We start from the raw sequence: 23,974 nt of genomic DNA, 5'->3' as shown, positions 1-23,974 counted from the left end.
GCCGGGTATACCCCGCGCAGGCCCTGACAGGTCGGGGGTCAGGCGTCGACGCCCAGGTAGCGCAGGACGGCGCGCACGCGCCGGTGGTCGGCGGAGTCCTGCGGCAGGTCGAGCTTGGTGAAGATGGCGGCCACGTTCTTCTCCACCGCCCCGTACGACAGGTACAGCTGCTCGGCGATGGCGCCGTTGGAGCGGCCCTGCGCCATGAGCTCCAGGACCTCCTTCTCGCGCGGCGTCAGGCGGCCGACGCCGTCCTCCGGCGAGCGGTGCGCGCCCATGAGCTGCCGCACCACCTCCGGGTCGAGCACCGTCTCCCCCGCCGCGACCCGGCCGAGTGCGGCGACGAAGTCCCCGACGTCGGCGACGCGGTCCTTCAGCAGGTACCCGACGCCGCGCGGGTCGCCCTCGAGCAGCCGGGACGCGTAGCGCGTCTCGACCCACTGGGAGAACACCAGCACCGGCAGGCCGGGGTGCGCGGCGCGCAGCGCCTCGGCCGCGCGCAGCCCCTCGTCGGTGTGCGACGGCGGCATGCGGATGTCGGCGACGAGCACGTCGGGCAGCGCATCGGCGGCGGCAAGGGTCGTGACCTCGCGGACGAGGGCGTCGCCGTCCGGCACCGCCGCGACGACGTCGTGCCCACGGCGCGACAGGAGGGCGACGAGGCCGTCGCGCAGGATGGCGGAGTCCTCCGCGACCACGACGCGCAGCGGGCTCGGGCCGGTCGGCGCGCCGGGCGTCATCGGCGGGACCCGGGGGCGGGCAGCGGGATCGTCACGGTGATCACCGTAGGCCCTCCCGCCGGGCTGACCACCCGGAGCGTCCCGTCGACCCCCGACAACCGGTCCGTGAGCCCCGCGAGGCCGCTGCCCCTGCCGGAGGCGTCGGGCGCGCGCACCGCCGCGCCGCCCACGCCGTCGTCGTGCACGCGCAGCACGAGCGCACGCACGGCCGCCCCGGTCGCGGCGTCCGCGATCGGCTCCACGCCCGCCACGACGTCGACCCCGGTCGCCCGGGCGTGCTTCGTCGCGTTGGCGACCAGCTCCGCGACCGCGAAGTAGGAGATGGCGGTGACGCTGGGTGGGAGGTCCGCGCCGTCCAGCCCGACGGCGTGCACCCGCACCGGCAGCGCGGCCCGCGCGGCGAGCGTCTCGAGGGCGACGGCGAGGCCGGCGTCCAGCGCGGGCGGGCGGATGCCGCGGGCGAGCTCGCGCAGCTCGGCGAGCGTGTCCTTCGTGCTCGAGTGGGCGGTCTCCAGGACGGCGGCGAGCTCCGCCGTGTCGACGCCGTCGGTGCCGTCGCGCAGCAGCTCGCGCGCCTCGCCGATCTGCATGGCGACGGCGACGAGGTGCGCCTGGGTGCCGTCGTGCAGGTCGCGCTCGATGCGGCGCAGGCGCTCGTCGGCGTCCTCGACGGTGACGGCGCGGGCCCGCTCGGCGTACGCCACGCGCAGGCTGGCGCGCGTGGGGCTGAGCAGGCCCTCCGCCAGGAGCCGGAAGAGGCCGACGAACATCGACTGCACCTGCGGCCACAGGTACAGCAGGATCACGCCGACCGCGACGAGCAGGAGCTGACGGGCCGGAGTGTCGACGAACCAGTCCGTGCCGAACGACGCGCCCCGGTGCCAGGTGCCGTCGCCCGCCTGCTGCAGCGGCAGCCAGCGCGACCAGAACCAGTGCGTCATCCCGCCGAGCGCGACGGCGAGGAACACCGTGCTCACGACGAACGACGCGATCGCCAGCGGGAACGTCACCGCCATGTACAGCAGCGCGCGCCACGCGGTCGCGTCACCGAGCATCCCGCCGAGCCGCCGCCAGAACCCCTTGCGCGGGGTGCGGGGCGCCGGCTCGGCGATCTCGACGCCCAGGTAGCGGACCGCCATCCGGCGGTACGTCGAGCCCCAGCCGCGCGCGCCGAGCAGCACGCCGCCGGCGACGAACAGGCCCACGACGGTGACCGCCACCCCCGCCATGAACGAGACGGTGAAGATCGCGTACGTGAACGCGAACGGTGCGAGCAGCAGGGAGAGCCACAGGAAGCCGTAGGCACGCCAGGTCCGGCCGTCGAACGGGGCGAGGAGGAACGGCGGCGCCCCGTCCGTCGTCGCCCGCGGGGACGCCGCCGGACGCTCTGCGGGCTGCGTGGACGACGGCGAGGTCGGCGGGTTCGCGGGCGGCGGCACCGGGCCGTCGGTGGACGTCATGCTGGTCATGCTTCCAGGCTGCCGCCCCGGTCGCCGAGCCGACATCCGGCGTGCCACCCTGCGCACGGGGGCTGTCCCCCGTGCGCAGGGCGACGGGCCGTCAGTAGCGGTAGTGCTCCGGCTTGTACGGGCCCTCCACCGGCACGCCGAGGTACTCGGCCTGCTCCTTGCTCAGCTCGGTGAGCCGCACGCCGAGGGCGTCGAGGTGCAGGCGCGCGACCTTCTCGTCGAGCACCTTGGGCAGGCGGTACACCTGGCGCTCGTACTGCCGCTCCTCGGCCGGGCGGGCCATGTCGGCGAACAGCTCCAGCTGGCCGATCACCTGGTTGGCGAACGAGTTCGACATGACGAACGACGGGTGCCCGGTCGCGTTGCCCAGGTTGAGCAGGCGCCCCTCGGACAGCACGATGATCGACCGCTCGGCGCGGCCGTCGCCGGCCGGCAGCGTCCACTCGTGCACCTGCGGCTTGATCTCCGTCTTGACGACGCCCGGGACGGCCGCGAGCCCGGCCATGTCGATCTCGTTGTCGAAGTGCCCGATGTTGCCGACGACGGCCTTGTCCTTGAGCCCGAGCATGTGCTCGACGCGCACGACGTCCTTGTTGCCCGTGGTGGTGATGACGAAGTCGGCCTCGCCGATCGCGTCCTCCAGGCGCGCCACCTGGAAGCCGTCCATCGCGGCCTGCAGGGCGCAGATCGGGTCCACCTCGGACACGATGACGCGGGCCCCCTGGCCGCGGAACGCCTCCGCCGCGCCCTTGCCGACGTCGCCGTAGCCGCACACGAACGCGACCTTGCCGCCGATGAGGATGTCGGTGGCGCGGTTGATGCCGTCCGGCAGCGAGTGGCGGATGCCGTACTTGTTGTCGAACTTCGACTTGGTGACCGAGTCGTTGACGTTGATCGCCGGGAAGATCAGCTCCCCCGCCTCGGCGAGGTGGTAGAGCCGGTGCACGCCCGTCGTCGTCTCCTCGGTGACGCCGCCGATGCTCTGCGCGACCGTCGTCCAGCGCAGCGGGTCGGAGTCGAGCGCCCGGCGCAGCACGCCGCGCACGACGTTCATCTCGTGCGTGTGGTCCGGCTCGCCCGGCAGCGTGTCGGGCGGCACCACGCCGGCGCGCTCGTACTGCAGGCCCAGGTGCACCAGCATCGTGGCGTCGCCGCCGTCGTCGAGGATGAGGTTGGGGCCGCCCTGGCCGTTCTCCGCGCCGGGCCACACGAGGATCTGCTCGGTGCAGTCCCAGTACTCCTCGAGGCTCTCGCCCTTCCACGCGAAGACCGGGACGCCCTGCGGGTCCTCGGGGGTCCCGTGCGGGCCGACGACGATCGCCGCGGCCGCCTCGTCCTGCGTACTGAAGATGTTGCAGCTGGCCCAGCGCACCTCGGCGCCGAGCGCGACGAGCGTCTCGATGAGGACGGCGGTCTGGACCGTCATGTGCAGGGAGCCGGCGATGCGGGCACCCGCCAGCGGCTGCGACTCGCCGTACTCGGCGCGCAGCGCCATGAGGCCGGGCATCTCGTGCTCGGCGAGCCGGATCTGGTGCCGGCCGGCCTCCGCCAGCGCGAGCGAGCGCACCTTGTAGCGGCCGGGAGCCTCGTCGAAGCCCGTCGTGCCGGGTGCCTCAGCGGTCGTGGACATGGTCGCCCTCCTGGGGTCTGCGGTATGAGCCGTGTGCGCTGGGGGCTCCCGTCTGCGCGTGGCCTGCCGTCGGTCGTCGACGGAACGGGCCAGCACCCAGGGTAGACCGCGGGCCGTCCCGGACGCAGCGAGGCCGGCACCCGCGGGGGTGCCGGCCCCGTCGGAGCGGTCGTGGTGCGACGACGGCCTCGGTCAGCCGTTCTTCGACGCGCGGTAGCCCGCCTTGCGCGCGGCGGACTCGGTGGTGAAGCACTTCTCCGGGGTGGTCTGCTTGTAGTACCGCCCGCCGGGGACGTGGTAGATCCCCGACTGGTTGCCCTTGATCGGCGCCCAGCTCGGGCAGTCGTACTTGCTGACGGGCGACGTCTGCGACGGCTTCTTGCCCTGCTTGACGACGAGCGTCTGCGTCCTGGTCTTGGCCTTCGTCGCCGACCAGACCTTCGTGTGCGCCGAGGTCAGCCGGTAGGTCCTGTAGGTGACCCGCGTCGTCACCTTGTAGGTGCCGGCCTTCAGCCGCACGGACTTCTTGTTCTTGGCGATCGTCTTGCCGGACTTCTTCACCGTGAGCGTCTTGGACTTCACCGAGACCTTGCCCTGGGCGACGACGATCGGCTTGACCGTCGCCTTCTTCGCGTAGGGCGCGGTCTTGGTGCCGATCTTCTTGATCGTCACGGACGTGGCGGTCGCCGCCGATGCCGACGGCGCGGACAGGGCCGCGGGGACGACGGCGAGCGGGGCCGCCAGCAACGTCACGGCGGTGACGAGGGCGACGAGACGGCCGTAGCGGCGCGCGGGCAGGGTTGACTTCACAGAGTTCTCCAGGTCGGGGGCCCCGTTCCCGGGGCGCGGGGTCCGCGATTCGACCCGCGGACGCGCCCCTCCCCAGGCGGTGCGCCGGCGTCGCCGGACAAGTATCCCCGAGGACGCCGGCGAACCGGCCCCACCGTGGCCGACTTCACCCGCCGGGGTGGTCACCGGGTCAGGACCTGCAGCTCCCCCACCGTGATCGTCGCCGCCGGCGACGTGAAGTCGTCGGTGAGCTGCCCCGACTGGTCACCACCCGTCCAGTCCGCGACCCAGTAGGTCGTGGCGGTCACCTGGTACTCGCCCTGCCGCGTGTACGTGTGCCCGCAGTCGGGCGACTCCTTCTTGCCGTAGGAGTCCTGGTAGGGCGTCCCGGGTCCGTCGCACGTCACGGTGGTGCCGTCGCCCATGTCCCACACGACGCGGTCGACCCGGGCGTCCAGACTGACCGTCAGGCCCTGGTCCGTGGCCGACGTCTCGCGCGGCCCGACCTGGTTCGCCGTCGGGCTCCGCGCCCACATCCACGTGGGCATGCCGACCAGGCCGACCCGTCCCGGTCCGTCCTCGGGCACGATGCCGATGTCGATCGCCGTGAGGGGCAACGCGGCGAACGCCCGCCGGGCTATCGCGGCCGGGTCGGCCGGCGGCGCACCCGGCGGGTTCTCCTGCCAGCCGTCGGTCGTCGTGAGGCACGCCGCGGGGCCGGTGCCGCCGGGGATGGCCACCTCGTTGCACCACTCCTCCGACGGCGAGCAGGTCACGATGTAGCCCTCGTCGTTGCCGTCCCACACCGGGTCGCTCGTGGGCGGCTGCGGGCTCACGAGCTTCTCGTAGCACAGGCGGGAGGCGTTCCAGGTGCCGGCGTCGGTCCTGCAGTCGACGACGTACTCGGGCAGCCCGTACCCTCCGGGCACCTTGCACTGCCGCTCGCTGCCGCTGCCCCCGCCGCCGGGGCCGTCGGGCGGGTCCCCGGGATCGGCCGGGACCTCGTCGTCGCACCCCATGCTGATCCCGCCCGGCGACCTGCAGTCCGACGGCGCGGCCTGCGCCGGGAGCCCGGCCCCCGCCACGGCGCCCCAGGCCAGCACGAACGCGAGCGCGAGCGTCACGACCCGCCGGAGGGTCAGCACGACCGCTCCATCTGCCCGGTGGAGTCCGTCACCCGCCACGCCCCGTCCTTGCCCTGGTGCTCGAGCTCGTACACGTTGACGTACCGCTCGGCGGTGTCGTTCGGCAACGGGACCTCGGTGCCGTCCTTCTCGTGCATGCGCAGCCCCGACGTGTCCAGGCAGGTGGTGAACTCGATCTTCTCGTACCCGGCGTCCCGCGCGGTGTAGCCCGTCACCTCCGAGTCGACCATCTCGGCGGCACCCGTGGTGTACCAGCCCTTCTCCGCCATGTCCCGGTACCAGGGGGCGTAGGCCTCCGCCAGCTCACCGCCCCAGTAGTCCATGGTCAGCCGGGTCCACCCGCCGTACCCGTCGTTCGCCACCTCGGCCTCCAGCGCGCGGAAGTCGTCGAGCACGCCCGTGGCGTCGTCGATCGCCTTCTGCTCGGCCTGCTCCTCCGGGTCGAGGCCGGGGCCGGCGCTCGCGGAGGCCTGCAGCTCGGCGAGGGTCGCCGCACCGGCGTCGTCGTCGGTGCAGGCCGACACGCTCCCGGCGACCGTCAGGGCGAGCAGGACGACGCCTGCCGTTCCGGTCCTTCTCATCCGTGCGCTCTCCTCGTCGATGATGCGGCGCGGTGGGCAAATGAAGGGGCAGAGGTCAACCTAGCGCCGGTGCCCGCGCCCCGGGCAAGCGTTCCGAACGCCGAGACGCCCGCCCGGTGCGGACCGGGCGGGCGTCTCGGGTCGATCGGTGATGTCGATCGGTGCTGCGGAGGTCAGCCCTCGAACGCCGGGACGACGTCCGGGTTCTCCTCGAGCCACGCCTCGACGCCGGCCTGCGGGTCGTCGGCGTTGTCCTGGGCCACGGCCTTCTCCAGCGAGGAGTACTGCTCGTCGTCCAGCTTGATCTTGCCGAGCCACTCGGCGACCTCGGACTGCTCGTCGCCGAACCCTGCGGTGGCCTGGAACTGCAGGTTGTTCTCGATGTCGAACGCGCCCTTGGGGTCCTCGAGCTGCTTCAGCGGGTAGACCGCGTTCGGCCAGAACGGGGTCCACATCGTGACGAGGATGTCCTCCTTGCTCTTGATCGCGTCGTCGAGGGCCGCGAGCATCGCCGGCGTGCCGGACGGCTTGAGCGTGTAGCCCGCGTCCTCCAGCCCGTAGGCCTCGATGACCTCCTCGGTGTCGTCCATCACGCCGGCGCTCGCCTCGATGCCCGTGATCGTGCCGCCGAACTTGTCGACGTTGTCGGCCAGGTCCTCGATGGAGTCCACGTCGGTGTACTCGGGCACGCCGAGGTACGTCGTCCCGCCGTCGTAGAAGTCGCCGAGGTTCTCGAGCTTGCCCTCGTACTTCTCCATGTAGCTCTCGTGGAGGCCCGACCAGGCGGACGGGTACATGTCGACGTCGCCGTCGGCGACCGCCGTGTACAGCACGCCGACGTCGTTCAGCTCCTCGAGCTCGACGTCGTAGCCGGCGGCCGTGAGCTGGTGCTCGAGGAGGTTCGCCATGGTGAGCCCGTCGGGCCAGCCGGGGACGTAGCCGAGCGTCACCTCCTTGTCGCCGCCCTCGCTGCCGCCGTCGTCGCTGCTGCAGGCGGCCAGCGTCAGGCCGAGGGTGGCGACCGCCGCGAGGGCGGTGCCGCGCCGGAGGCGAGGGCTCATGCGGTGGGTGCTCATGGTTGTACTTCCTTTCCTGTCGACGCCGCGCGCCGACGTTCGAAGAGTGCGGTCCCGTGCGTCGGGACCGGACACGCTCAGGCGGCGGGCGCGACGCGCCGGCGACGGCGCAGCACGGCGAGGAGCGACCGGCTGTTCTGCTGCCCGATCGCGCCGGTGAGACGGTCCAGGTAGATGGCGATGATGACGACCGACAGGCCGCCCTCGAAGCCCAGGGCGACGTCGAGCTGCGAGATCGCGCCGACGACCTCCTGGCCGAGACCCCCGGCCCCGACGAGGCCGGCGACGACCGCCATCGACAGCGCGAGCATGATGACCTGGTTGACGCCGGCCATGATCGTCGGCAGGCCCAGCGGCAGCTGGATGCCTCGCAGGATCTGGCCGCTCGTGCCGCCGAAGGACTCGCCGGCCTCGACGGTCTCGCGGTCCACCTGGCGGATCGCCAGCTCGGTGAGGCGCACGCCGGGGGGCAGGGCGAAGACGATGGTCGCGCAGACGCCGGGCGCCACGCCGATGCCGAAGAAGATCACGACCGGCACCAGGTAGACGAAGGCCGGCATGGTCTGCATGAAGTCCAGGATCGGCCGGACCACCGTGCTGAACCCGCTGCTGCGGGCCGCGAGGATACCGAGCGGGACGGCGATGATCAGGGCGATCAGCGCGGCGACGAGGACCAGCGCGAGGGTCTCCATCGCGGGCTCCCACATCTCCATGCTCACGATGAGGAGCATGCCGACGACGGTGAACGCCGCGAACGCCCACGAGCGGACGAGCAGCGCGAGCAGCGCGAACACGACGACGACCACGAGCGGCGTCGGCGCGAGGAGCAGGTCGGAGATCCCGTCGACGAGGGTCGACAGGCCCGTGCTGATGCCGTCGAGCAGCGGCTCGAGGTTCTCCTTGATCCAGTCGACGCCGTCCGCGACGTAGTCGCCCAGGTGCAGGTTGGGGATGGTCATCGGTTCGCTCCCGCGGGGTCGAGGACGGTGTCGCCGTCGCCGCCCGGGGCAGCGGCAGGGGCGGCGGGCTCGTCGCCCGTCGCGCCGTTCTCGCCGTCGGGCATCGACAGCGCGCTCAGCAGCGTCACGCGGGGGATCACGCCCAGGAGCCGGCCGTTCTCGTCGACGACGGCCAGCGGCGCACGGCTCGACGCGGCGTCGCCGAGGATCTCGATGAGCGGGGTGTCGGGGGTCACGCGGATGGCGCCCTCGTCGCTCAGCGGGAGCTTGTCGGCGCCCTGCTTGACGGCGTTCGCGACGTCGTCCTCCCAGACGACGCCCTCGAGGCGACGGTTGCGGCCCGTGACGATCAGCGCGGGGACCTGGTGCTCGCGCAGCAGCTTGTGCGCGGCCTTGGGCCCGGACTCGACGCCGATGACCGCGGCGGGGCGCTCCATCACCGCGGACGCGGTGAGCACGCGGCTGCGGTCGACGTCCGCGACGAACTGCGCGACGTAGTCGTTGGCCGGCTCGTTGAGGATCTGCTCGGCGGTGCCGACCTGCACGATGCGGCCGTCGCGCATCATGGCGATGCGGTCGCCGAGGCGCATGGCCTCGTTGAGGTCGTGGGTGATGAACAGGATGGTCTTGCCGAGCTCGGACTGGAGCTCCAGCAGCTGGTCCTGCATCTCCTTGCGGATCAGCGGGTCCAGGGCGCTGAACGCCTCGTCCATGAGCAGGACGTCGGTGCCCGCGGCGAGCGCGCGGGCCAGGCCGACGCGCTGGCGCATGCCGCCGGACAGCTCGGACGGCAGCGAGCCGCCCCAGCCGGCCAGGCCGACCATGCCCAGGGCCTCCTCGGCGCGCTGCTCGCGTTCGGCCTTGTTCACGCCCCGCAGCTGAAGCGGGTAGGCGGCGTTCTCGCCGACGGTGCGGTGCGGCAGCAGCGCGAAGTGCTGGAACACCATGCTCACCTTGGTGCGGCGGACCTCGCGGAGGCCGGCCTTGGACAGGTGCGTGACGTCCTGCCCGTCGATGCTGATGGATCCGGCGGTGGGCTCGAGGAGCCCGTTCACCGTGCGGATCAGGGTGGACTTGCCGGATCCCGACAGTCCCATGACGACGAAGATCTCGCCGGGCTCGACGTCGAACGTGGCGTCGATGACCGCGGCGGTGAGACCTTCCTTGCGCAGCTTGGCGCGATCGGCGCCCTCTTCCAACATGCGGACGCCGCGCTGCGGGCGGCGTCCGAAGATCTTCGTCAAACCATTTGCCTGGATGGCTGACACAACTCTCCCGGGGTCGGGGACATGGCCTGCCCGGCGCGACGGCGACGCTCGTCTGCCGGGCGGTGGCGGCGTCGTCACGGCTTCGTACGCCGGCACGACGCGGCCACACACTGTTCACGACGTTAGGCCATCTCCGGCACGGCTCTGTACGCGGCCCTGGCAAAACCCCCGTGATCTTTATCATGCTGTGACCAACAGGGCAGATTAGGCACGGATCCACCCCGGTGTCATCTGGAACTGTCCAGCGCCCCGGGCATCCACCCGGGGCCGGTCGCTACGGTGACCTGGTGCCCTCGCTCCTCGGACCGCTCCGTCGTGACCGCGACCGCCTCCATCTCGCCCTCATGCTCGCCCTGACGTTCTCCACCGGGATCGCCGACGCCGTCGGCTATCTCGGCCTCGACCGGGTGTTCACCGGCAACATGACGGGCAACGTCGTCATCCTCGGGATGGCGCTGGCCGGCGGCGACGACCTGCCCGTGGTCGGCCCGCTGCTCGCGCTGGGCACGTTCATGGCCGGCGCGGCGGTCGCGGGCGTGGCGCTGCGCCCGGTGCAGGTCGGGTGGACGGCCCGCACCACGGGGATGTTCGCGACCGTCGGGGCGCTGCTCGCCGCGATCACGGTGCTGCTCGCCGTGTCGGGCGACGACCTGCCGCACGCCGTGCAGCTCGTCGTGACCGGGCTGCTGGCCCTCGCGATGGGCACGCAGGCGGCGACGGCGCGTCATCTGTCGGTCAAGGACGTCACCACGGTCGTCGTGACGTCGACCATCACCGGCCTGGCCGCCGACTCCCGGCTCGCCGGCGGCCACGGCACCCACTCCGGGCGGCGCGTCGCCGCGATCGCCCTCATCTGCGCCGGCGCGGCCGCCGGCGCCCTGCTGCTGCAGGCCCACCTGGCGTGGGGCGTGGGCGTGAGCGCGGTGCTCACGCTCCTCGTCGCCGCCGTCGGACACACCACGGAGGATCCTCGATGACGTTCACTCCCCCGCCTCCCCACCCCACGCGCCCGGACCTGCGCGGAACGTTCGGGATGGCCGCCTCCACGCACTGGCTGGCGAGCGCGAGCGCCCAGTCGGTGCTGGAGCGGGGCGGCACCGCCTTCGACGCCGCCGTCGCGGGGGCGTTCGTGCTGCACGTCGTCGAGCCGCACCTCAACGGTCCCGGCGGGGACATGACGGCGATCCTCGCGACCGCGGACGACCCCGGGCGCCCCCGGGTGCTGATGGGGCAGGGCCCGGCGCCGGCCGGGGCGACGATCGCGCACTACCGCGACGTCGAGGGCCTGGACCTCGTGCCCGGCTCGGGCGCGCTGGCGGCCGCCGTGCCAGGCGCCGTCGACGCGTGGCTCCTGCTGCTGCGCGACCACGGCACGTGGACCGTGGCGGACGCCCTCGCCCCCGCCATCGGGTACGCCCGCGACGGCCACCCGGTGCTGGCCGCGGTGTGCCGCACGGTCGAGGGCGTCGCGGAGCTGTTCCGCACGTCCTGGCCCACGTCCGCGGAACGCTGGCTGCCGGGCGGGCGCGCGCCGGAGCCCGGCGAGCTCGTCACCAACCCCGAGCTGGCCGCGGTCCTCGAGCGCCTCGTGGCCGCGGAGACCGACGCCGCCGACCGCGGCGCCGACCGGGCCGGCGCGGTCGACGCTGCACGCGCCACGTGGAAGGCCGTCGTCGGCGAGGCGGTCGAGGAGTTCGTGCGCACGCCGCACCGGCACGCCGACGGCCGCGACCACGCGGGCGTGCTCACCGCGGCGGACGTCGCCGGGTTCGAGGCGTCGTTCGAGGACGCCGTGACGGTCGACTTCCGCGGGTACACGGTGGCCAAGACCGGCGCCTGGGGGCAGGGCCCCGCGCTGCTGGAGGCGCTGCGCATCCTCGACGGCTTCGACGACGCGCGCCTCGACCCGTCGACCGAGCTCGGCGCGCACACCGTGCTCGAGGCGCTGAAGCTCGCGCTCGCCGACCGCGACACCTGGTTCGGCGACCTGGACGCCGCCGAGGGCGACGCCGTGCCGCTCGACGTCCTGCTGTCCGCCGAGTACGCGGCCGCCCGCCGCGCGCTGATCGGCGACCGCGCGTCCCACGAGGTGCGTCCCGGCTCCGTGCCCGGCCGTGGCACCCCGGCGGCGCCGCCCCTGCGCACGTCGTACGCCACGGACGTCCCCGCGGCCGCCCTGCCCGGGGCCCCGGCCGGCGGCCCCGCCGCCGGCGTCGGCGAGCCGACCGTCGTGGTCGGGGCGACCGCGCCCCTGAACGGCGACGGCCTCGAGACCGATGCCACGGGCGCGACCCGCGGCGACACCTGCCACCTCGACGTCGTGGACCGATGGGGCAACATGATCAGCGCGACGCCGTCGGGCGGCTGGCTGCAGTCCTCCCCCGCGGTGCCGGGACTCGGGTTCGCCCTGGGCACCCGGCTCCAGATGACGTGGCTGGACGAGGCGTCGCCGTCCGCCCTGACGCCCGGCCGCCGGCCGCGCACCACCCTCACCCCGACGCTCGTGCTGCGCGACGGGTCGCCCGTGCTCGCGTGCGGGTCGCCGGGCGGCGACCAGCAGGACCAGTGGCAGCTCGCGTTCCTGCTGCGCGTCCTGGTGGGCGGGTACACGCCCCAGGAGGCGATCGACGCCCCCGCCCTGCACACGACGTCCGCGCCCGGCTCGTTCTGGCCGCGCACCTGGACGCCCGGCGGCGCCGTCGTCGAGGACAGGCTCGGCGCCACCGTCCTCGCCGGGCTGGTCGAGCGCGGCCACGAGCTCACGCTCGCCGGCGACTGGGCGCTCGGGCGGCTCAGCGCCGTCACGCGCGACCCCGCCACCGGCGTGCTCGGCGCGGCCGCCAACCCCCGCGGGGCGCAGGGCTACGCGGCAGGCCGCTGACCCGGGACAGGGACGAGGGCGCGGTCCGTGCAGCACGGACCGCGCCCTCGCCTGCGGACGGCGTCAGACGCCGTCGACCCACTGGATGTAGTCCTCATACCCTGACGAGTCGGTCAGGCGCCACGTGCCACCGCTGACCGCTCCGGACGGGACGAGGGCATAGGCCGTGAACGACGTGCAACCGCCGTTGTACAGCTCCGACGTCCCCCAGATGTCGTCGTCGAAGAACTCGTCGCCCTCGTCGTAGACGACGCCGTTGCTGCCCACGTACTCGATGCCGAGGTCGAGCCACGGCAGCGCGCTGCCGTCCCCGTAGTAGCAGACGGCCATCGGCGCCTGCACGAGCTTCGACGAGCCCGCCCATGTCGTCGAAGCGCTCGAACCGATGATCGCGGACCAGTCCAGCGTCGAGAACGCCACGTTCGGCCTGTACGGGTCGCTGCGCGTGGAGTCGACCCAGAGCCACGCCGACTTGCTCGTGGCCGTGCCGGCGACGTTCTTCACGACGGCCCGGACGCGCGACCCGTCGCGGAAGGATCGGGTCGAGAGCTTCAGGGTCGCCGAGGTCTTCCCCGACAGGTCGGTCCACTTCTTGCCGTCCGACGACGTCTGCCACTGGTACCTCAGACGGCCGCCGGTGGCCTTGACCGTGAACGTCGCGGTCTTCCCTGACGTCACCCACTGCTGCGCCGGGTTCCCGGTCACCCGGGGCTTGCTGACGCCCACGGGCCAGGCCACCTTGGCGGTGGCGGCGCTGGTCCGGGACGACGTCGCGTAGCCCCGGCGGACGCCGGAGACGGTCACGGTGATCGTCTTGCCGTGCTGGGCGGACGTGAGCGTGAACGACGACCTGGTGGCGCCCTTGATGGCGGTGCCGTCGGCCTTCCACTGGTATTTCCACGACGTCGGCGCGGGGCTCCAGGTGCCCTTGCTGCTCACCTTGAGCGTGGAGCCGACCCGGACGGTCCCGGAGACCTGGGGCGCGGAGGTCCTGGAGTAGACGCGCAGCACGCTCGCGCCGGAGCTCGTCACCGTGCGCGTGGCGTAGCCGCTGCGGCTGCCCGTGACGCTGACGGTGAGCGTCCTGCCGGCGTACCTCGACGGGATCGTGTACGTGGAGCGCGTGGCGCCCGGGATGGTCCGGCCGCTGATCTTCCACTGGTAGCGGTAGGTCGTCGCCCCGGGCTTCCACGTCCCGCGCGACACGGAGACGGTGCTGCCCACCTTGACGGTGCCCTTGATGGTCGGCCTCGGCGCCGACAGCACCCCCGGCGCGACCTTCATGCCGGCGCTCGTCCTCGTCACGGTGGTGTACCCGGACTTCTTGCCGGTCACCCTGACGGTGAGGGTCCTGCCCTTCAGCGAGGACGACGGCGTGTACGTCGACGCCGTCGCGCCCGAGATCCTCGTGCCGGACGCGTACCACTGGTAGCTCAGCGTGGTCTTCGAGGTCCAGGTGCCCGGCTTGGCCGTGACCTTCGAGCCCACCCGCACGGTGCCGCTGATCGTCGGGGTCCCCGTGGACAGGCCGGCCGCGACGACGGCGGCCGTCCGCTCCGACGTCAGCGTCCGGGACGCGTAGCCGTCCGCGGCGCCCGACACCGTGACCGCGATCGTCCTGCCCAGGTCGGCGGCGGTCAGGGTGTAGGTCGGCGTCGTGGCCCCGCTGACGGGGTCGTGCCCACGCCACCACTGGTACGTGAGGGTGGCCGCCGGCTCCCAGGCCCCGGCGTCCGCCGTGAGGGTCTGCCCGAACGCCGCCGTCCCGCTGATCGTCGGGGCCCGGGCCACGAGCTCGCCCTCGGCCACCGCGCCGTCTGCCGCGACCACGACCGAGGCCGACGCCGCGCCGTCGACGGCGCCCTCGGGGGCGGTGCCGGTCACCTCGACGCTGACCGGGTCGCCGACCGTCGCCGGCGCGAGCGTCAGCGTGGGCTCCACGCCCTGTGCGACCAGGTCGTCACCGGCGAACCAGCGGTAGGTGAACGCGAGCTCGACGCCGGCCGGCGCCCACAGGTCCGGCCGCGGGTCGATCGCGACGTCCTCGCCGACCTGCAGCGTGCCGTCGACGACGAGCTGGTCCGCCGCCGGGGCGACGACGTCCGTCAGGGCCGCCGGTGCGTCGGTGGCCTCCGTCGCGACGACGGCCGCCGAGGCCTGCGGTGCGACCAGGAGCGGCGCGACGATCAGCGACAGGGCCGTGACGAGCGCCGACGCGCGACCGCGACGTCGACGCGGCGCCGGGTGGAGACGTTCCACGGATCCTCCGAGGATCGGCGGCCGAGGCAACGGCCGCGAGACGAAGCACGGCCGTCGTGGCCACGACCGCTCGGGGCCGGTCGCCTCGTCGCGCGGGCGCGGTCCGGCGGTGCTGCACGCCAGTATGGGGACCCGCGGGGGCGCCGATCGCGTATCGGCCCAGGTCAGCGCATTTTTCACCCGGCCCCACCGGGTGAATCCCCCGGGCAACGGCCGAGGGCGGCCCGCAGCAGGCTGCGGGCCGCCCTCGGCTCCCTTCGTGTTCCGTCGTGATCCGTCGTGATCGATCAGCCGAGCGTCACGGCGTCGAGCGCGTCGACCATCCCGTCGCCGAAGAACGAGTTCTCCTGCGGCGTCCCGACGCACGCCGGCCCGACGGCCGTCGTCCCGCAGGGACGGTCGTCCGCCTGGTCGCGCACGGCCTGCTCGAGCTGGGCCGGCGTCCAGCCCGGGTGCGCGGACTTCATGAGCGCGAGCACGCCCGCGACGTGCGGCGACGCCATGGACGTGCCGCTCTTGGTGTCCCACGTGCCGTTCAGCTCGGTCGAGACGATGGCGCTGCCCGGCGCCGCGACGTCGATCTTGCCGAGGCCGCGGTTGGAGAAGGAGCTCAGCGCCCCCGTGCTGGTCACCGACGAGACCGTCACGACGCCGTCCGCCTCGGTGGGGATGTCCTCGCAGCCCGAGTTGATCGTGCGGGCCACGGGGGTGGAGTCGTTGGGGCTCGCGGTGTCGCGGGTGTTGTTCGCCAGGTCGGTGGACGAGTTGCCGGCCGCCGCGGCGTGCACGGCGCCCCGGTCGGTGGAGAAGTCGATCGCGCGGCGCACGGCCTCCTTCGCCGCCGCCTGGTCGGGCTGGTCGTCGCACCAGAACTCGAACGGGTCGATGTAGTAGGAGTTGTTGGTGACGTCCACGCCGTGCAGGCCCGCCCAGACGAAGCCGCAGACGGCGTACTCGGGGTAGATGAAGCCGTCGTCGTTGACGACCTTCACCGACGCCATCTTCACGCCCGGCGCGACGCCCACGATCCCGAGCCCGTTGTCGGCCGCCGCGATCGTCCCGGCCACGTGCGTGCCGTGGTCGGACGTCGTGGGCAGCCAGCCGGTGGCCGACGTGTCCGGGCGTCCCGCCGCCGTGCAGTTCACCGACGCCGCCGTGTCGACCTGCGTCGCGAGGTCGGGGTGCGTGACGTCGATGCCGGAGTCGAGGACACCCACCAGCACGTCCGGCGAGCCCGGGTTGATCTCGATCGCCTGGTCGGCCTTGATCATCGCCATGTCCCACTGGGTGGCCTCGCCCGGGTCCGGGACCGCCGTCGTGCCGGTGCCGTCCTCCGCGCCCGCGCCGGGCTTCTTGGTGACCTTCGACTTCCAGGGCCCGCCCTTGGCCCCCGGCACCTCGTCGGCGACGGCGGGCGTGCCCTCGCTCACCGGGACGGTACGGGTGACCCCGACGGACTCGACGGCGTGCCCGCGCGCGAGACGGACGACGTCGGCGCGGAAGCCCGCTCGCGCCGCGTGCGCGACCACGACGCCGATCTCCGGCCACGACTGGACGACGACGCCGCCCGCCGCCTCGACGGCCCGCTCCGCGAGACGCGTCTGGCCGGGGTTCGCGTGCTTGGCGTTGACGACGTAGGAGAAGGTCTGGCCGTCGGGGGTGGCCACCGGGACCGGGGTGGACGGCGGTTCGGCCGCGGTGCCGGCGGCGACGGCGGCGCTGCCGGCGCCCGCGATCAGGAGGGCCGTGGCGGCGCCGACGGCGACCAGACGCGCGCGATGGGTGGTGCGCAGGCTCATGGTGTCCCCTTCGAGAGGTGCGGTCGCCTCGTTGCGACCGTCACCAGGTGACGTTAGAGCGCCCGGGCCCGTGGAGCCCGCCGAACGTGCCCCGGGTCGGCGTCGCGGGAGTTTCCTGACCTCCGGGTAACGCCCGGATGAACACTTTCCGATCATCAGGAGACAACGTTCAATTCGGGCCTTTGACGGCCTCCGGTGGCCCTAATCTCGAATCTCGTGACCAGCCGGGCACGCGCCTGGTGGTCATGCTCCCGCCGTGGACGTTCACGGCACCGCTGTCGTTCTTCTTGAGGAGGTCGTCGCATGACGGACGTTGTCGTGGTGGGCTCGGGGTTCTTCGGCCTGACCGTCGCCGAGAGGCTCGCCGAGCAGTACGGCGCGAACGTTCTCGTCATCGACAGGCGCCACCACGTCGGGGGCAACGCGTACAGCGCGCCGGAGCCCGAGACCGGTATCGAGGTCCACCAGTACGGCGCGCACCTTTTCCACACCTCGAACGAACGGGTGTGGGAGTACGTGAACCGCTTTACGGCGTTCACCAGCTACGTGCACCGCGTGTACACCACGCACCGGGGCGAGGTGTTCCCGATGCCGATCAACCTGGGCACGATCAACCAGTTCTTCCGGTCGGCGCACGGCCCGGACGCGGCCCGGGAGCTCATCGCCGAGCAGGCGGGCGAGCTCTCCGGCAAGGACCCCGAGAACCTCGACGAGCAGGGCGTGTCGCTCATCGGCCGGCCCCTCTACGAGGCGTTCATCCGCGACTACACGGCCAAGCAGTGGCAGACCGACCCCACGGACCTCCCCGCGTCGATCATCAAGCGGCTCCCCGTGCGCTACACGTACGACAACCGCTACTTCAACGACACGTACGAGGGACTGCCGGTGGACGGCTACACCGCCTGGCTCGAGCGGCTGGCCGACCACCCGCGCATCGAGGTCCGGCTCGAGACCGACTTCTTCGACGAGGGGCAGCCGGTCAACAGGACCGCGACCGTCGGACAGCTGCCCGTCGTCTACACCGGCCCCGTCGACCGCTACTTCGAGTTCTCCGAGGGCGAGCTGTCGTGGCGCACCCTGGACTTCGAGCAGGAGGTGCTGCCCGTCGGCGACTTCCAGGGCGCCCCGGTCATGAACTACGCCGACCTGGACGTGCCGTACACGCGCATCCTCGAGTTCCGCCATTTCCACCCCGAACGTGACTATCAGCGCGAGAAGACCGTGATCGTGCGGGAATACTCCCGCTTCGCCGAACGCGGGGACGAGCCGTACTACCCGGTCAACACCTGGGCCGACCGCGATCGGCTGCAGTTGTACCGCAAGCTCATGGAAGGTGAGAAGGACGTGTTCTTCGGCGGTCGGCTGGGTACTTACCAATATCTCGACATGCACATGGCGATCGGTTCCGCCCTCTCCATGGTCGACAACAAGCTCGGCGCGGTGTTCGGGGGTGCGGCATGACTCTCGTGGAAGAGCTCGAGGCGGCCGCGGAGGCCGCGGTGTCACGCCGCGTCGTGCACCAGGTGGTGCTGCCGCCGGACGCCGATCCGGACACGCTCCCGCTGTACGTGGACTTCACGATGGCGCGTGCGGCCGAGGAGGCGCACCCGGACGTCGCCCCCGCCGAGGCAGGAGCCGAGGTCCAGGGTCGCCGGTCGCTGCGTCTCGACCACGGCCGCGAGGCGTCGTTCGGCACGTACTTCGGCGCGTTCCCCGCCGGGTACTGGCGGCGCTGGACCGACGTCGCCGAGGTGCGGCTCAGCATCCGGCTCTCGGGCGCCGCGAGCGTCGCGGTGTACAAGTCGAACGCGCGGGGGAACCCGCAGCGGGTGCGACTGATCCACAGCGTGGACGGCGTCGTCGACGTCGACCTGACGCTCGCGTCCTTCGGCGACGGCGGCTGGTACTGGTTCGACCTGTACGCCTCCGACGGCGCCGTGACCCTCGAGTCCGCGGAATGGAGCGTCGACGGGGCGCACGCGCGCAAGCACGGCACGGCCTCCATCGCGATCACCACGTTCAACCGCCCCGACTACTGCGTCGCGCAGCTGCACGCGCTCGGCGCGGACGACGTCCTCAAGGACGTGGTCGACCGGATCTACGTGGTCGACCAGGGGACGAGGCTCGTCCAGGACCAGCCCGACTTCGCCGAGGCCGCGGCCCGGCTCGGCGGACGCCTGTCGCTCGTGCGGCAGGGCAATCTGGGGGGCTCGGGCGGGTTCTCGCGCGGCATGGCGGAGACGCTGCAGGCCGGCGAGTCCGACTACGTGCTGCTGCTCGACGACGACGTCGTCTCGGAGCCCGAGGGCATCGCCCGCGCGGTCGCCTTCGGCGACTTCGCCCGGACGCCCACGATCGTCGGCGGTCACATGTTCTCGATGTACGAGAAGTCGTGCCTGCACACCTTCGGCGAGCGGGTCAACCGCTACACGTTCTGGTGGGGCAAGATCGAGAACACCTTCGACCGTCACGACTTCTCGCTGCACCCCCTGCGCACGACGCCGTGGCTGCACCAGCGTGTGGACGTCGACTACAACGGCTGGTGGATGTCGCTGATCCCGGTCGAGGCCCTGCGAACGGTGGGCCTGTCGCTGCCCGTGTTCATCAAGTGGGACGACGCCGAGTACAGCCTGCGCGCCACCGACAAGGGCATCCCGACGGTCTCCCTGCCCGGGGCGGCGGTGTGGCACGTGCCGTGGGTCGACAAGGACGACGCGATCGACTGGCAGGCCTACTACCACCAGCGCAACCGGTGGCTCGCGGCCATGCTGCACTCGCCGTACCGCGGCGGTGGCGAGCTGCCGCGGGCGAGCTTCGTCGGCGACGTCAAGCACCTGCTGCAGCTGCAGTACTCGGCCGTCGAGCTGCGCCTGCGGGCCCTGGAGGACCTGCTCCGCGGTCCCGAGCACCTGCACGCGACGATCGGCTCCACGCTGCCCGAGGTGCGGGCGCTGCGGGCGCAGTTCCCCGATGCCGTGGTGGAGAAGGACCCGGGCGCCTTCCCGCTCACCAGGCGCCACCGCCCCTCCCGCAGGGGCAGGGTGCCGTCGGCTCCCGCGGGGAGGCCGGTCGCGGTCGCCTCGGCACTGACCGGCATGGCCAAGCAGCTGCGCTCGGTGCGCCCGGAGGCGCTCGACGTGCCCGAGGAGAGGGTCTCGACCTCCGCCGCCCGGTGGTGGCGCCTGTCGCACCTCGACTCCGCGGTCGTCACGTCGGCCGACGGCACCGGCGCCTCGATGTACGTCCGTGACCCGAAGAAGTTCCGCGCCTACCTGGTCCGCAGCCTGCGGCTGCACCGGCAGCTGCGCAGCCAGTGGGCGCCGCTGAGCCGGCGGTACCGGCAGGCCATGCCGTCGTTCACCTCGGTCGACGAGTGGCGCGCGACGTTCGACACCCACGGTGTCGACGAGAACGAGTGAAGACACGATGCCGGCACCACGCGGGCGTCACGAGCAGGCAGGGACACAGCGCATGACGGATCCGGCGAAGACGTACGACGTCGCCATCCTCGGATGGTGGTACGGCAAGAACTACGGTTCGATCCTGACCTACTACGGGCTGAACCGTGCCGTCGAGAATCTCGGCCGCTCGGTCCTCATGGTCCACGAGCCGCTCGGCTACAACGGCTACCGGGTGCACTGGCCCACGGACATCGTCTCCATGGAGTTCGCCCGGCGCGTCGGCTACGAGCACACCGACCAGGAGCACTACTCCGCGCTGCCGCGCCTGAACGACGTCGCCCGCACCTTCGTCGTCGGCAGCGACCAGCTGTGGAACCCGCTGATCGGGCGGGTGAACGACGACCTCTTCCTGGACTTCGTCGCGCCGGAGAACCACCGGGTGGCGTACGGCACGTCGTTCGGCAACCGCGGGACCGACAAGTTCAAGGTGCCGTTCGTCGCGAAGCACGCCGCGAACCTGCAGCAGTTCACCGCGATCTCGGTGCGCGAGGAGTACGCGATCGACACCGCGCGGGACGTCTTCGGCGCGAAGGCGGCGCTCGTCGTCGACCCCGTGTTCCTGCTGCCGAAGGAGCACTACGACGGCCTCGCCGACAGGGCGACGGTGGCTCCCGAGGGCGAGTACCTCGCGGTCTTCTACCTCGACCCCAACCCGGAGAAGGTGTCCGTCGCCCGGGCGATCGCCGACAAGCTGGGCTTCGACAAGATCCTGGTGATCCCCAACCCCGACGAGGGGCGCGAGAAGGTGACGTCCCTGTTCGCGGACGAGCCGCGGGTCGAGGTCCTGGCCGAGGACGCCCCGGAGAACTTCCTGCGCGCCTACCGCGACGCCGGCTATGTCGTCACCGACAGCTACCACGGCTCGGCCTTCGCGGCGATCTTCGAGAAGCCCTTCTCGTCGATCTACAACACCAAGCGGGGCGCCGACCGGTTCAAGAACCTCATGGCGGCGATGGGATTCGACGACCAGCGTCGCGTCCTGGAGACCGACACCGCCGCGACGATCGCCGAGAACGAGTACGTCACCCGGGAGATCGACTTCACGAAGGCCCGCGAGTACATCGGGTCCGGCCGGGCCTCGTCGCTGGACTGGCTGAGCACCGCGCTGGACCCCGAGACCGGGGGCTCCGCCGCAATCCGCCCCTTCCAGCGGTTCGCCCTCGACAAGCCCGCGTTCGCGGCCAACAGCAAGGCCTGGCGCGTCTCGCACCGGGCGCGCGGCACTCGGCTGAAGATCGCTCGGGACGGCGCGGCGGTCGGCCATCATGCCTGGACCGCCCTGCCGGAGCCGCTGACGCCGGGATCGGCGTACCAGCTGACGATCGACTGGACCCCTCGGACCGACGCGCCGGCCGTCAACCTCCACCTCCGCAACCCCGAGACCGGGCAGTTCCGCGCCGTCGGCAAGGTGAACGTCGAGCAGGGCTCGGGCACGGCGCGCCGAGACGCGGTCACGTTCACCGTCTCCGACCCGGGCTTCTCCGAGATCATGCTGGGCGGGCTGCACTTCACCGGCCGCAACGCGGGCGCGGAGGTGCGCGGTATCGAGGTGGTCGAGGTGCCCGCAGCGGTCGCCTCCGCGTCACGACGCACGTCCTCGGGCAGGCCGCCGGCCAAGGGGTTCGCGGGGCAGGCCAGGGCGCTGGCGCTGGCGGACTACGAACGCCAGGTGCGTTCGTACGATCGCGCCCGTTCGGCCGACAGGATTTCCGGCGCCCGGGCGCGGATGATCTTCCACGCGCACGCGATCGAGAAGGGTCTGAGCCGGAGCAACTTCCGCGCGGGCTTCGGCAAGATCGCCGTCCCGGGGCTCGCCAAGGAGATGAACTCCTGGCTGGCGTCCGGGTTCAGCATCGACGATCCCTACCTGCAGAGCTCCGCGGCCGTGATGAAGACCTACTTCGGGCGGCACGCGGAGCTGAAGACCGACGTCTCGGCCTTCCGCCAGCTCTTCTCCGGCGCGGCGCAGGACCTCATCGACGCGACGCGGCACCAGGAGGGCGGCGTGCTGCCCGCCGAGCAGACCCGCGAGATCCGCCTCGAGGCGGACGACCGGCGCGGCTTCCTCGACGTCGTCTACGGGCGGCGCAGCGTGCGCGAGTTCACCGACGAGCCCGTCGCCGACGGGGACGTCACCCGGGCCGTGCAGATCGCGATGCAGTCGCCCTCGGTGTGCAACCGCCAGGCCGCCCGCGTGCACCAGTTCCAGGACCCGGACGTCATCAGGTCGGTGCTGGACATCCAAGGGGGGTTCAACGGCTACGAGATGCCGCCCCGCCTGCTGCTGGTCACGGCGGACCTCGACGCCTTCCTCTTCGCCCCGGAGCGCAACCAGCCGTTCGTCGACGGCGGGTTGTTCATGATGTCGCTGCTCCTCGGCCTGACCGAGGTGGGCCTCGGCTCCTGCTCGCTCAACACCGCGATGGGGAGCGCGAAGGACGCCGCGATCCGCAAGATCATCGACGTCCCCGACAACGAGGTGTTCATCTCGTTCGTCGCGGTCGGCCACTACGACCAGCAGGTTCTGGTGCCGCGGTCGAAGCGGACCCACGTCCAGGACGTCCTCGTCCGGCACACCGACAGCTGAGCGGCCGCCCGCGTCGTGGCGCCGACCGGGCGAGGGGTGCCGGGATTGCCTCCCGTCGGCAGCCTGTGGCATAACTCCGCCATGCCCTCCCCTCGTGCTGCTGTGGCCCGCGCGTTCGCCGGCCTGCCCCCGGTCGCGCGCCGCGACGCCGAGATCCGCCGCCTCTCCGGCGTGGTACGGAAGCGTGCGCGAGCGCTCCGCAAGCAGCGCGAGCGCGTCGCCGACCTCCAGGCGGAGGTCGCCGGCCTGCGGGCTCAGGTCCGGCGTGAGCGCGAGAAGGCGGTGGCCCACGACACGACGTCGCGGGAGCGTCTCGCCGCGCTGAGGTCGGCGAAGCGCCGGATCTCGCGCGGCGCCGAGCCGACGTTCAGCGCGCTGCTGGCGCAGCAGCGGTCGCTGTACGGTCGGCTCCGGGACACCGGTGGCCACGCCCACCACCCGATGGCACGCACCGAGTACAAGCTGCACAACGTCGCGTTCGCCCGGAGCCACGGGGTCCCGACCGCCCCGGTCTTCCAGGCGTGGGGCACCATCGACGAGATCGACCTCGGCTCCCTTCCGGACGAGTTCGTCCTGAAGGCGGACGGTGGTGCCAGCGCGCGCGGCGTCTTCCCGATCCGCCGCACGGGAGGCTCCCTCGTCAGGATCGACACCGGCGAACGGGTCTCGTGCGACGACATCAAGGACCGGCTGCGCGCCTTCGGCGACCGCATTCGCGGACCGTACTTCGCCGAGGCGCTCCTGCCGTCCTCCGGCGGGTCGCCCGTCCCCGACGACATCAAGGTCTACACGTTCTACGGGCAGCCCGCGCAGGTCCTGCTCATGCGTCCTGCCGGTCCCCGCCGTCGTGACGCCGGACGCCGCTACCTCGACCCGGTCACCGGCGCCGACCTCGGTGAGGTCCTCCCCGGGGTGACGTACCGACCGGACATCCCCGTCCCCGACCGCCTGCCGGAGATCCTCGCGGCGGCACGGCACCTCTCCCTGGCCACCGGGGCGGACTTCGGCCGGTTCGACTTCTACGACACTCCCGACGGCATCCGCTTCGGCGAGATCACGCCGGCCCCGGGCGACCCGCAGCAGTACCACCTCGACCACGACCTCGCACTGGGGTCCGCGTGGCTCGACGCCCGCGTGCGGGTCCTCCAGGACGAGGCGGCCGGTCGGCCGCGCGGGCTCGTCTGGGGAGCGCATCCCTCCGCGTGGCTCTACCCCGCGGGCTCGGAGCCCGACGGCATGGAGAGCTGGCCGCGCACCGTCCCGGGCTGCGACCGGTGGTGCGTGCCGTCGTCGCCACGGGCGGTCGCGAGCCCGGTCTGAGGGGCTCCCC

General features: G+C 72.4%; 17 protein-coding genes. 6 read left to right on the top strand and 11 right to left on the bottom strand.

The window, feature by feature from the left end:
- Positions 1-38: 38 nt before the first annotated feature.
- From ACFQ8Y_RS16535 to ACFQ8Y_RS16495, 9 genes are all read right to left on the bottom strand, one after another.
- Entirely contained in the window at positions 39-707 is a 669-nt protein-coding gene (locus ACFQ8Y_RS16535) for a response regulator transcription factor (protein ID WP_430549038.1), read from the bottom strand.
- 29 nt (positions 708-736) lie between these two features.
- Positions 737-2,209, bottom strand: a complete 1,473-nt coding sequence (locus ACFQ8Y_RS16530; RefSeq protein WP_430563963.1) for a sensor histidine kinase — start codon at positions 2,207-2,209, stop codon at positions 737-739.
- Between the two features lie 91 nt (positions 2,210-2,300).
- Positions 2,301-3,839 (bottom strand): adenosylhomocysteinase, encoded by a 1,539-nt coding sequence (gene ahcY / locus ACFQ8Y_RS16525; RefSeq protein WP_430548981.1) that lies wholly within the window; start codon positions 3,837-3,839, stop codon positions 2,301-2,303.
- 192 nt (positions 3,840-4,031) lie between these two features.
- The gene (locus ACFQ8Y_RS16520; protein ID WP_430586176.1) at positions 4,032-4,649 is read right to left on the bottom strand and encodes a hypothetical protein; all 618 of its coding nucleotides are present in this window, start codon (positions 4,647-4,649) and stop codon (positions 4,032-4,034) included.
- A gap of 161 nt (positions 4,650-4,810) precedes the next feature.
- Positions 4,811-5,773: a hypothetical protein gene (locus ACFQ8Y_RS16515; protein WP_430586175.1), complete on the bottom strand. Its 963-nt coding sequence runs from the start codon at positions 5,771-5,773 to the stop codon at positions 4,811-4,813.
- The gene (locus tag ACFQ8Y_RS16510) at positions 5,767-6,354 is read right to left on the bottom strand and encodes a hypothetical protein (RefSeq protein WP_430548978.1); all 588 of its coding nucleotides are present in this window, start codon (positions 6,352-6,354) and stop codon (positions 5,767-5,769) included. The genes ACFQ8Y_RS16515 and ACFQ8Y_RS16510 overlap by 7 nt, the downstream gene beginning before the upstream one ends.
- Positions 6,355-6,527: 173 nt before the next feature.
- Complete coding sequence (locus ACFQ8Y_RS16505; RefSeq protein WP_430586174.1) at positions 6,528-7,430, bottom strand: glycine betaine ABC transporter substrate-binding protein; 903 nt, start codon at positions 7,428-7,430, stop codon at positions 6,528-6,530.
- A gap of 77 nt (positions 7,431-7,507) precedes the next feature.
- Entirely contained in the window at positions 7,508-8,389 is an 882-nt protein-coding gene (locus ACFQ8Y_RS16500; protein ID WP_430548976.1) for an ABC transporter permease, read from the bottom strand.
- Positions 8,386-9,657 carry a glycine betaine/L-proline ABC transporter ATP-binding protein gene (locus tag ACFQ8Y_RS16495; protein ID WP_430548975.1) on the bottom strand — a complete coding sequence of 424 codons (1,272 nt, stop codon included), beginning with the start codon at positions 9,655-9,657 and terminating at the stop codon, positions 8,386-8,388. The genes ACFQ8Y_RS16500 and ACFQ8Y_RS16495 overlap by 4 nt, the downstream gene beginning before the upstream one ends.
- Positions 9,658-9,944: 287 nt before the next feature.
- On the opposite strand from ACFQ8Y_RS16495, the gene ACFQ8Y_RS16490 reads away from it, so the two are divergent.
- Positions 9,945-10,634, top strand: coding sequence for a DUF1275 family protein (locus tag ACFQ8Y_RS16490; protein WP_430548974.1), 690 nt, complete (start codon positions 9,945-9,947; stop codon positions 10,632-10,634).
- Positions 10,631-12,538 carry a gamma-glutamyltransferase family protein gene (locus ACFQ8Y_RS16485; protein ID WP_430586173.1) on the top strand — a complete coding sequence of 636 codons (1,908 nt, stop codon included), beginning with the start codon at positions 10,631-10,633 and terminating at the stop codon, positions 12,536-12,538. The genes ACFQ8Y_RS16490 and ACFQ8Y_RS16485 overlap by 4 nt, the downstream gene beginning before the upstream one ends.
- A 63-nt stretch (positions 12,539-12,601) precedes the next feature.
- Here the strand turns inward: ACFQ8Y_RS16485 and ACFQ8Y_RS16480 are convergent, their stop codons facing one another.
- Together ACFQ8Y_RS16480 and ACFQ8Y_RS16475 are read right to left on the bottom strand one after the other, a co-directional pair.
- Positions 12,602-14,797 carry a hypothetical protein gene (locus tag ACFQ8Y_RS16480; protein WP_430586172.1) on the bottom strand — a complete coding sequence of 732 codons (2,196 nt, stop codon included), beginning with the start codon at positions 14,795-14,797 and terminating at the stop codon, positions 12,602-12,604.
- Positions 14,798-15,084: 287 nt separating this feature from the next.
- Entirely contained in the window at positions 15,085-16,596 is a 1,512-nt protein-coding gene (locus tag ACFQ8Y_RS16475; protein WP_430548971.1) for a S8 family serine peptidase, read from the bottom strand.
- A gap of 303 nt (positions 16,597-16,899) precedes the next feature.
- Between ACFQ8Y_RS16475 and glf the strand changes: the two genes are divergently transcribed.
- From glf to ACFQ8Y_RS16455, 4 genes are all read left to right on the top strand, one after another.
- Positions 16,900-18,057, top strand: coding sequence for a UDP-galactopyranose mutase (gene glf / locus ACFQ8Y_RS16470; RefSeq protein WP_430548970.1), 1,158 nt, complete (start codon positions 16,900-16,902; stop codon positions 18,055-18,057).
- The gene (locus ACFQ8Y_RS16465) at positions 18,054-20,015 is read left to right on the top strand and encodes a glycosyltransferase (protein WP_430586171.1); all 1,962 of its coding nucleotides are present in this window, start codon (positions 18,054-18,056) and stop codon (positions 20,013-20,015) included. Before glf ends, ACFQ8Y_RS16465 begins: the two co-directional genes overlap by 4 nt.
- Positions 20,016-20,067: 52 nt before the next feature.
- Positions 20,068-22,644 carry a polysaccharide pyruvyl transferase family protein gene (locus tag ACFQ8Y_RS16460; protein ID WP_430586170.1) on the top strand — a complete coding sequence of 859 codons (2,577 nt, stop codon included), beginning with the start codon at positions 20,068-20,070 and terminating at the stop codon, positions 22,642-22,644.
- 81 nt (positions 22,645-22,725) lie between these two features.
- Entirely contained in the window at positions 22,726-23,964 is a 1,239-nt protein-coding gene (locus ACFQ8Y_RS16455) for an ATP-grasp fold amidoligase family protein (RefSeq protein ID WP_430564072.1), read from the top strand.
- Positions 23,965-23,974: the final 10 nt, after the last annotated feature.

It is taken from the genome of Isoptericola sp. NPDC056605 (assembly GCF_042792795.1).
Lineage (GTDB): Bacteria > Actinomycetota > Actinomycetes > Actinomycetales > Cellulomonadaceae > Isoptericola.
The sequence above is the reverse complement of the archived record's forward strand: the minus strand, read 5'-3'. Positions and strand labels throughout refer to the sequence as shown.

Excerpts from the sequence above, each read along its gene's own strand:
- ahcY (WP_430548981.1), bottom strand. The coding sequence starts at position 3,839 with ATGTCCACGACCGCTGAGGCACCCGGCACGACGGGCTTCGACGAGGCT.
- ACFQ8Y_RS16485 (WP_430586173.1), top strand. The coding sequence starts at position 10,631 with ATGACGTTCACTCCCCCGCCTCCCCACCCCACGCGCCCGGACCTGCGC.
- ACFQ8Y_RS16455 (WP_430564072.1), top strand. The coding sequence starts at position 22,726 with ATGCCCTCCCCTCGTGCTGCTGTGGCCCGCGCGTTCGCCGGCCTGCCC.
- ACFQ8Y_RS16460 (WP_430586170.1), top strand. The coding sequence starts at position 20,068 with ATGACGGATCCGGCGAAGACGTACGACGTCGCCATCCTCGGATGGTGG.
- ACFQ8Y_RS16465 (WP_430586171.1), top strand. The coding sequence starts at position 18,054 with ATGACTCTCGTGGAAGAGCTCGAGGCGGCCGCGGAGGCCGCGGTGTCA.
- glf (WP_430548970.1), top strand. The coding sequence starts at position 16,900 with ATGACGGACGTTGTCGTGGTGGGCTCGGGGTTCTTCGGCCTGACCGTC.
- ACFQ8Y_RS16500 (WP_430548976.1), bottom strand. The coding sequence starts at position 8,389 with ATGACCATCCCCAACCTGCACCTGGGCGACTACGTCGCGGACGGCGTC.
- ACFQ8Y_RS16510 (WP_430548978.1), bottom strand. The coding sequence starts at position 6,354 with ATGAGAAGGACCGGAACGGCAGGCGTCGTCCTGCTCGCCCTGACGGTC.
- ACFQ8Y_RS16505 (WP_430586174.1), bottom strand. The coding sequence starts at position 7,430 with ATGAGCACCCACCGCATGAGCCCTCGCCTCCGGCGCGGCACCGCCCTC.
- ACFQ8Y_RS16530 (WP_430563963.1), bottom strand. The coding sequence starts at position 2,209 with ATGACCAGCATGACGTCCACCGACGGCCCGGTGCCGCCGCCCGCGAAC.
- ACFQ8Y_RS16475 (WP_430548971.1), bottom strand. The coding sequence starts at position 16,596 with ATGAGCCTGCGCACCACCCATCGCGCGCGTCTGGTCGCCGTCGGCGCC.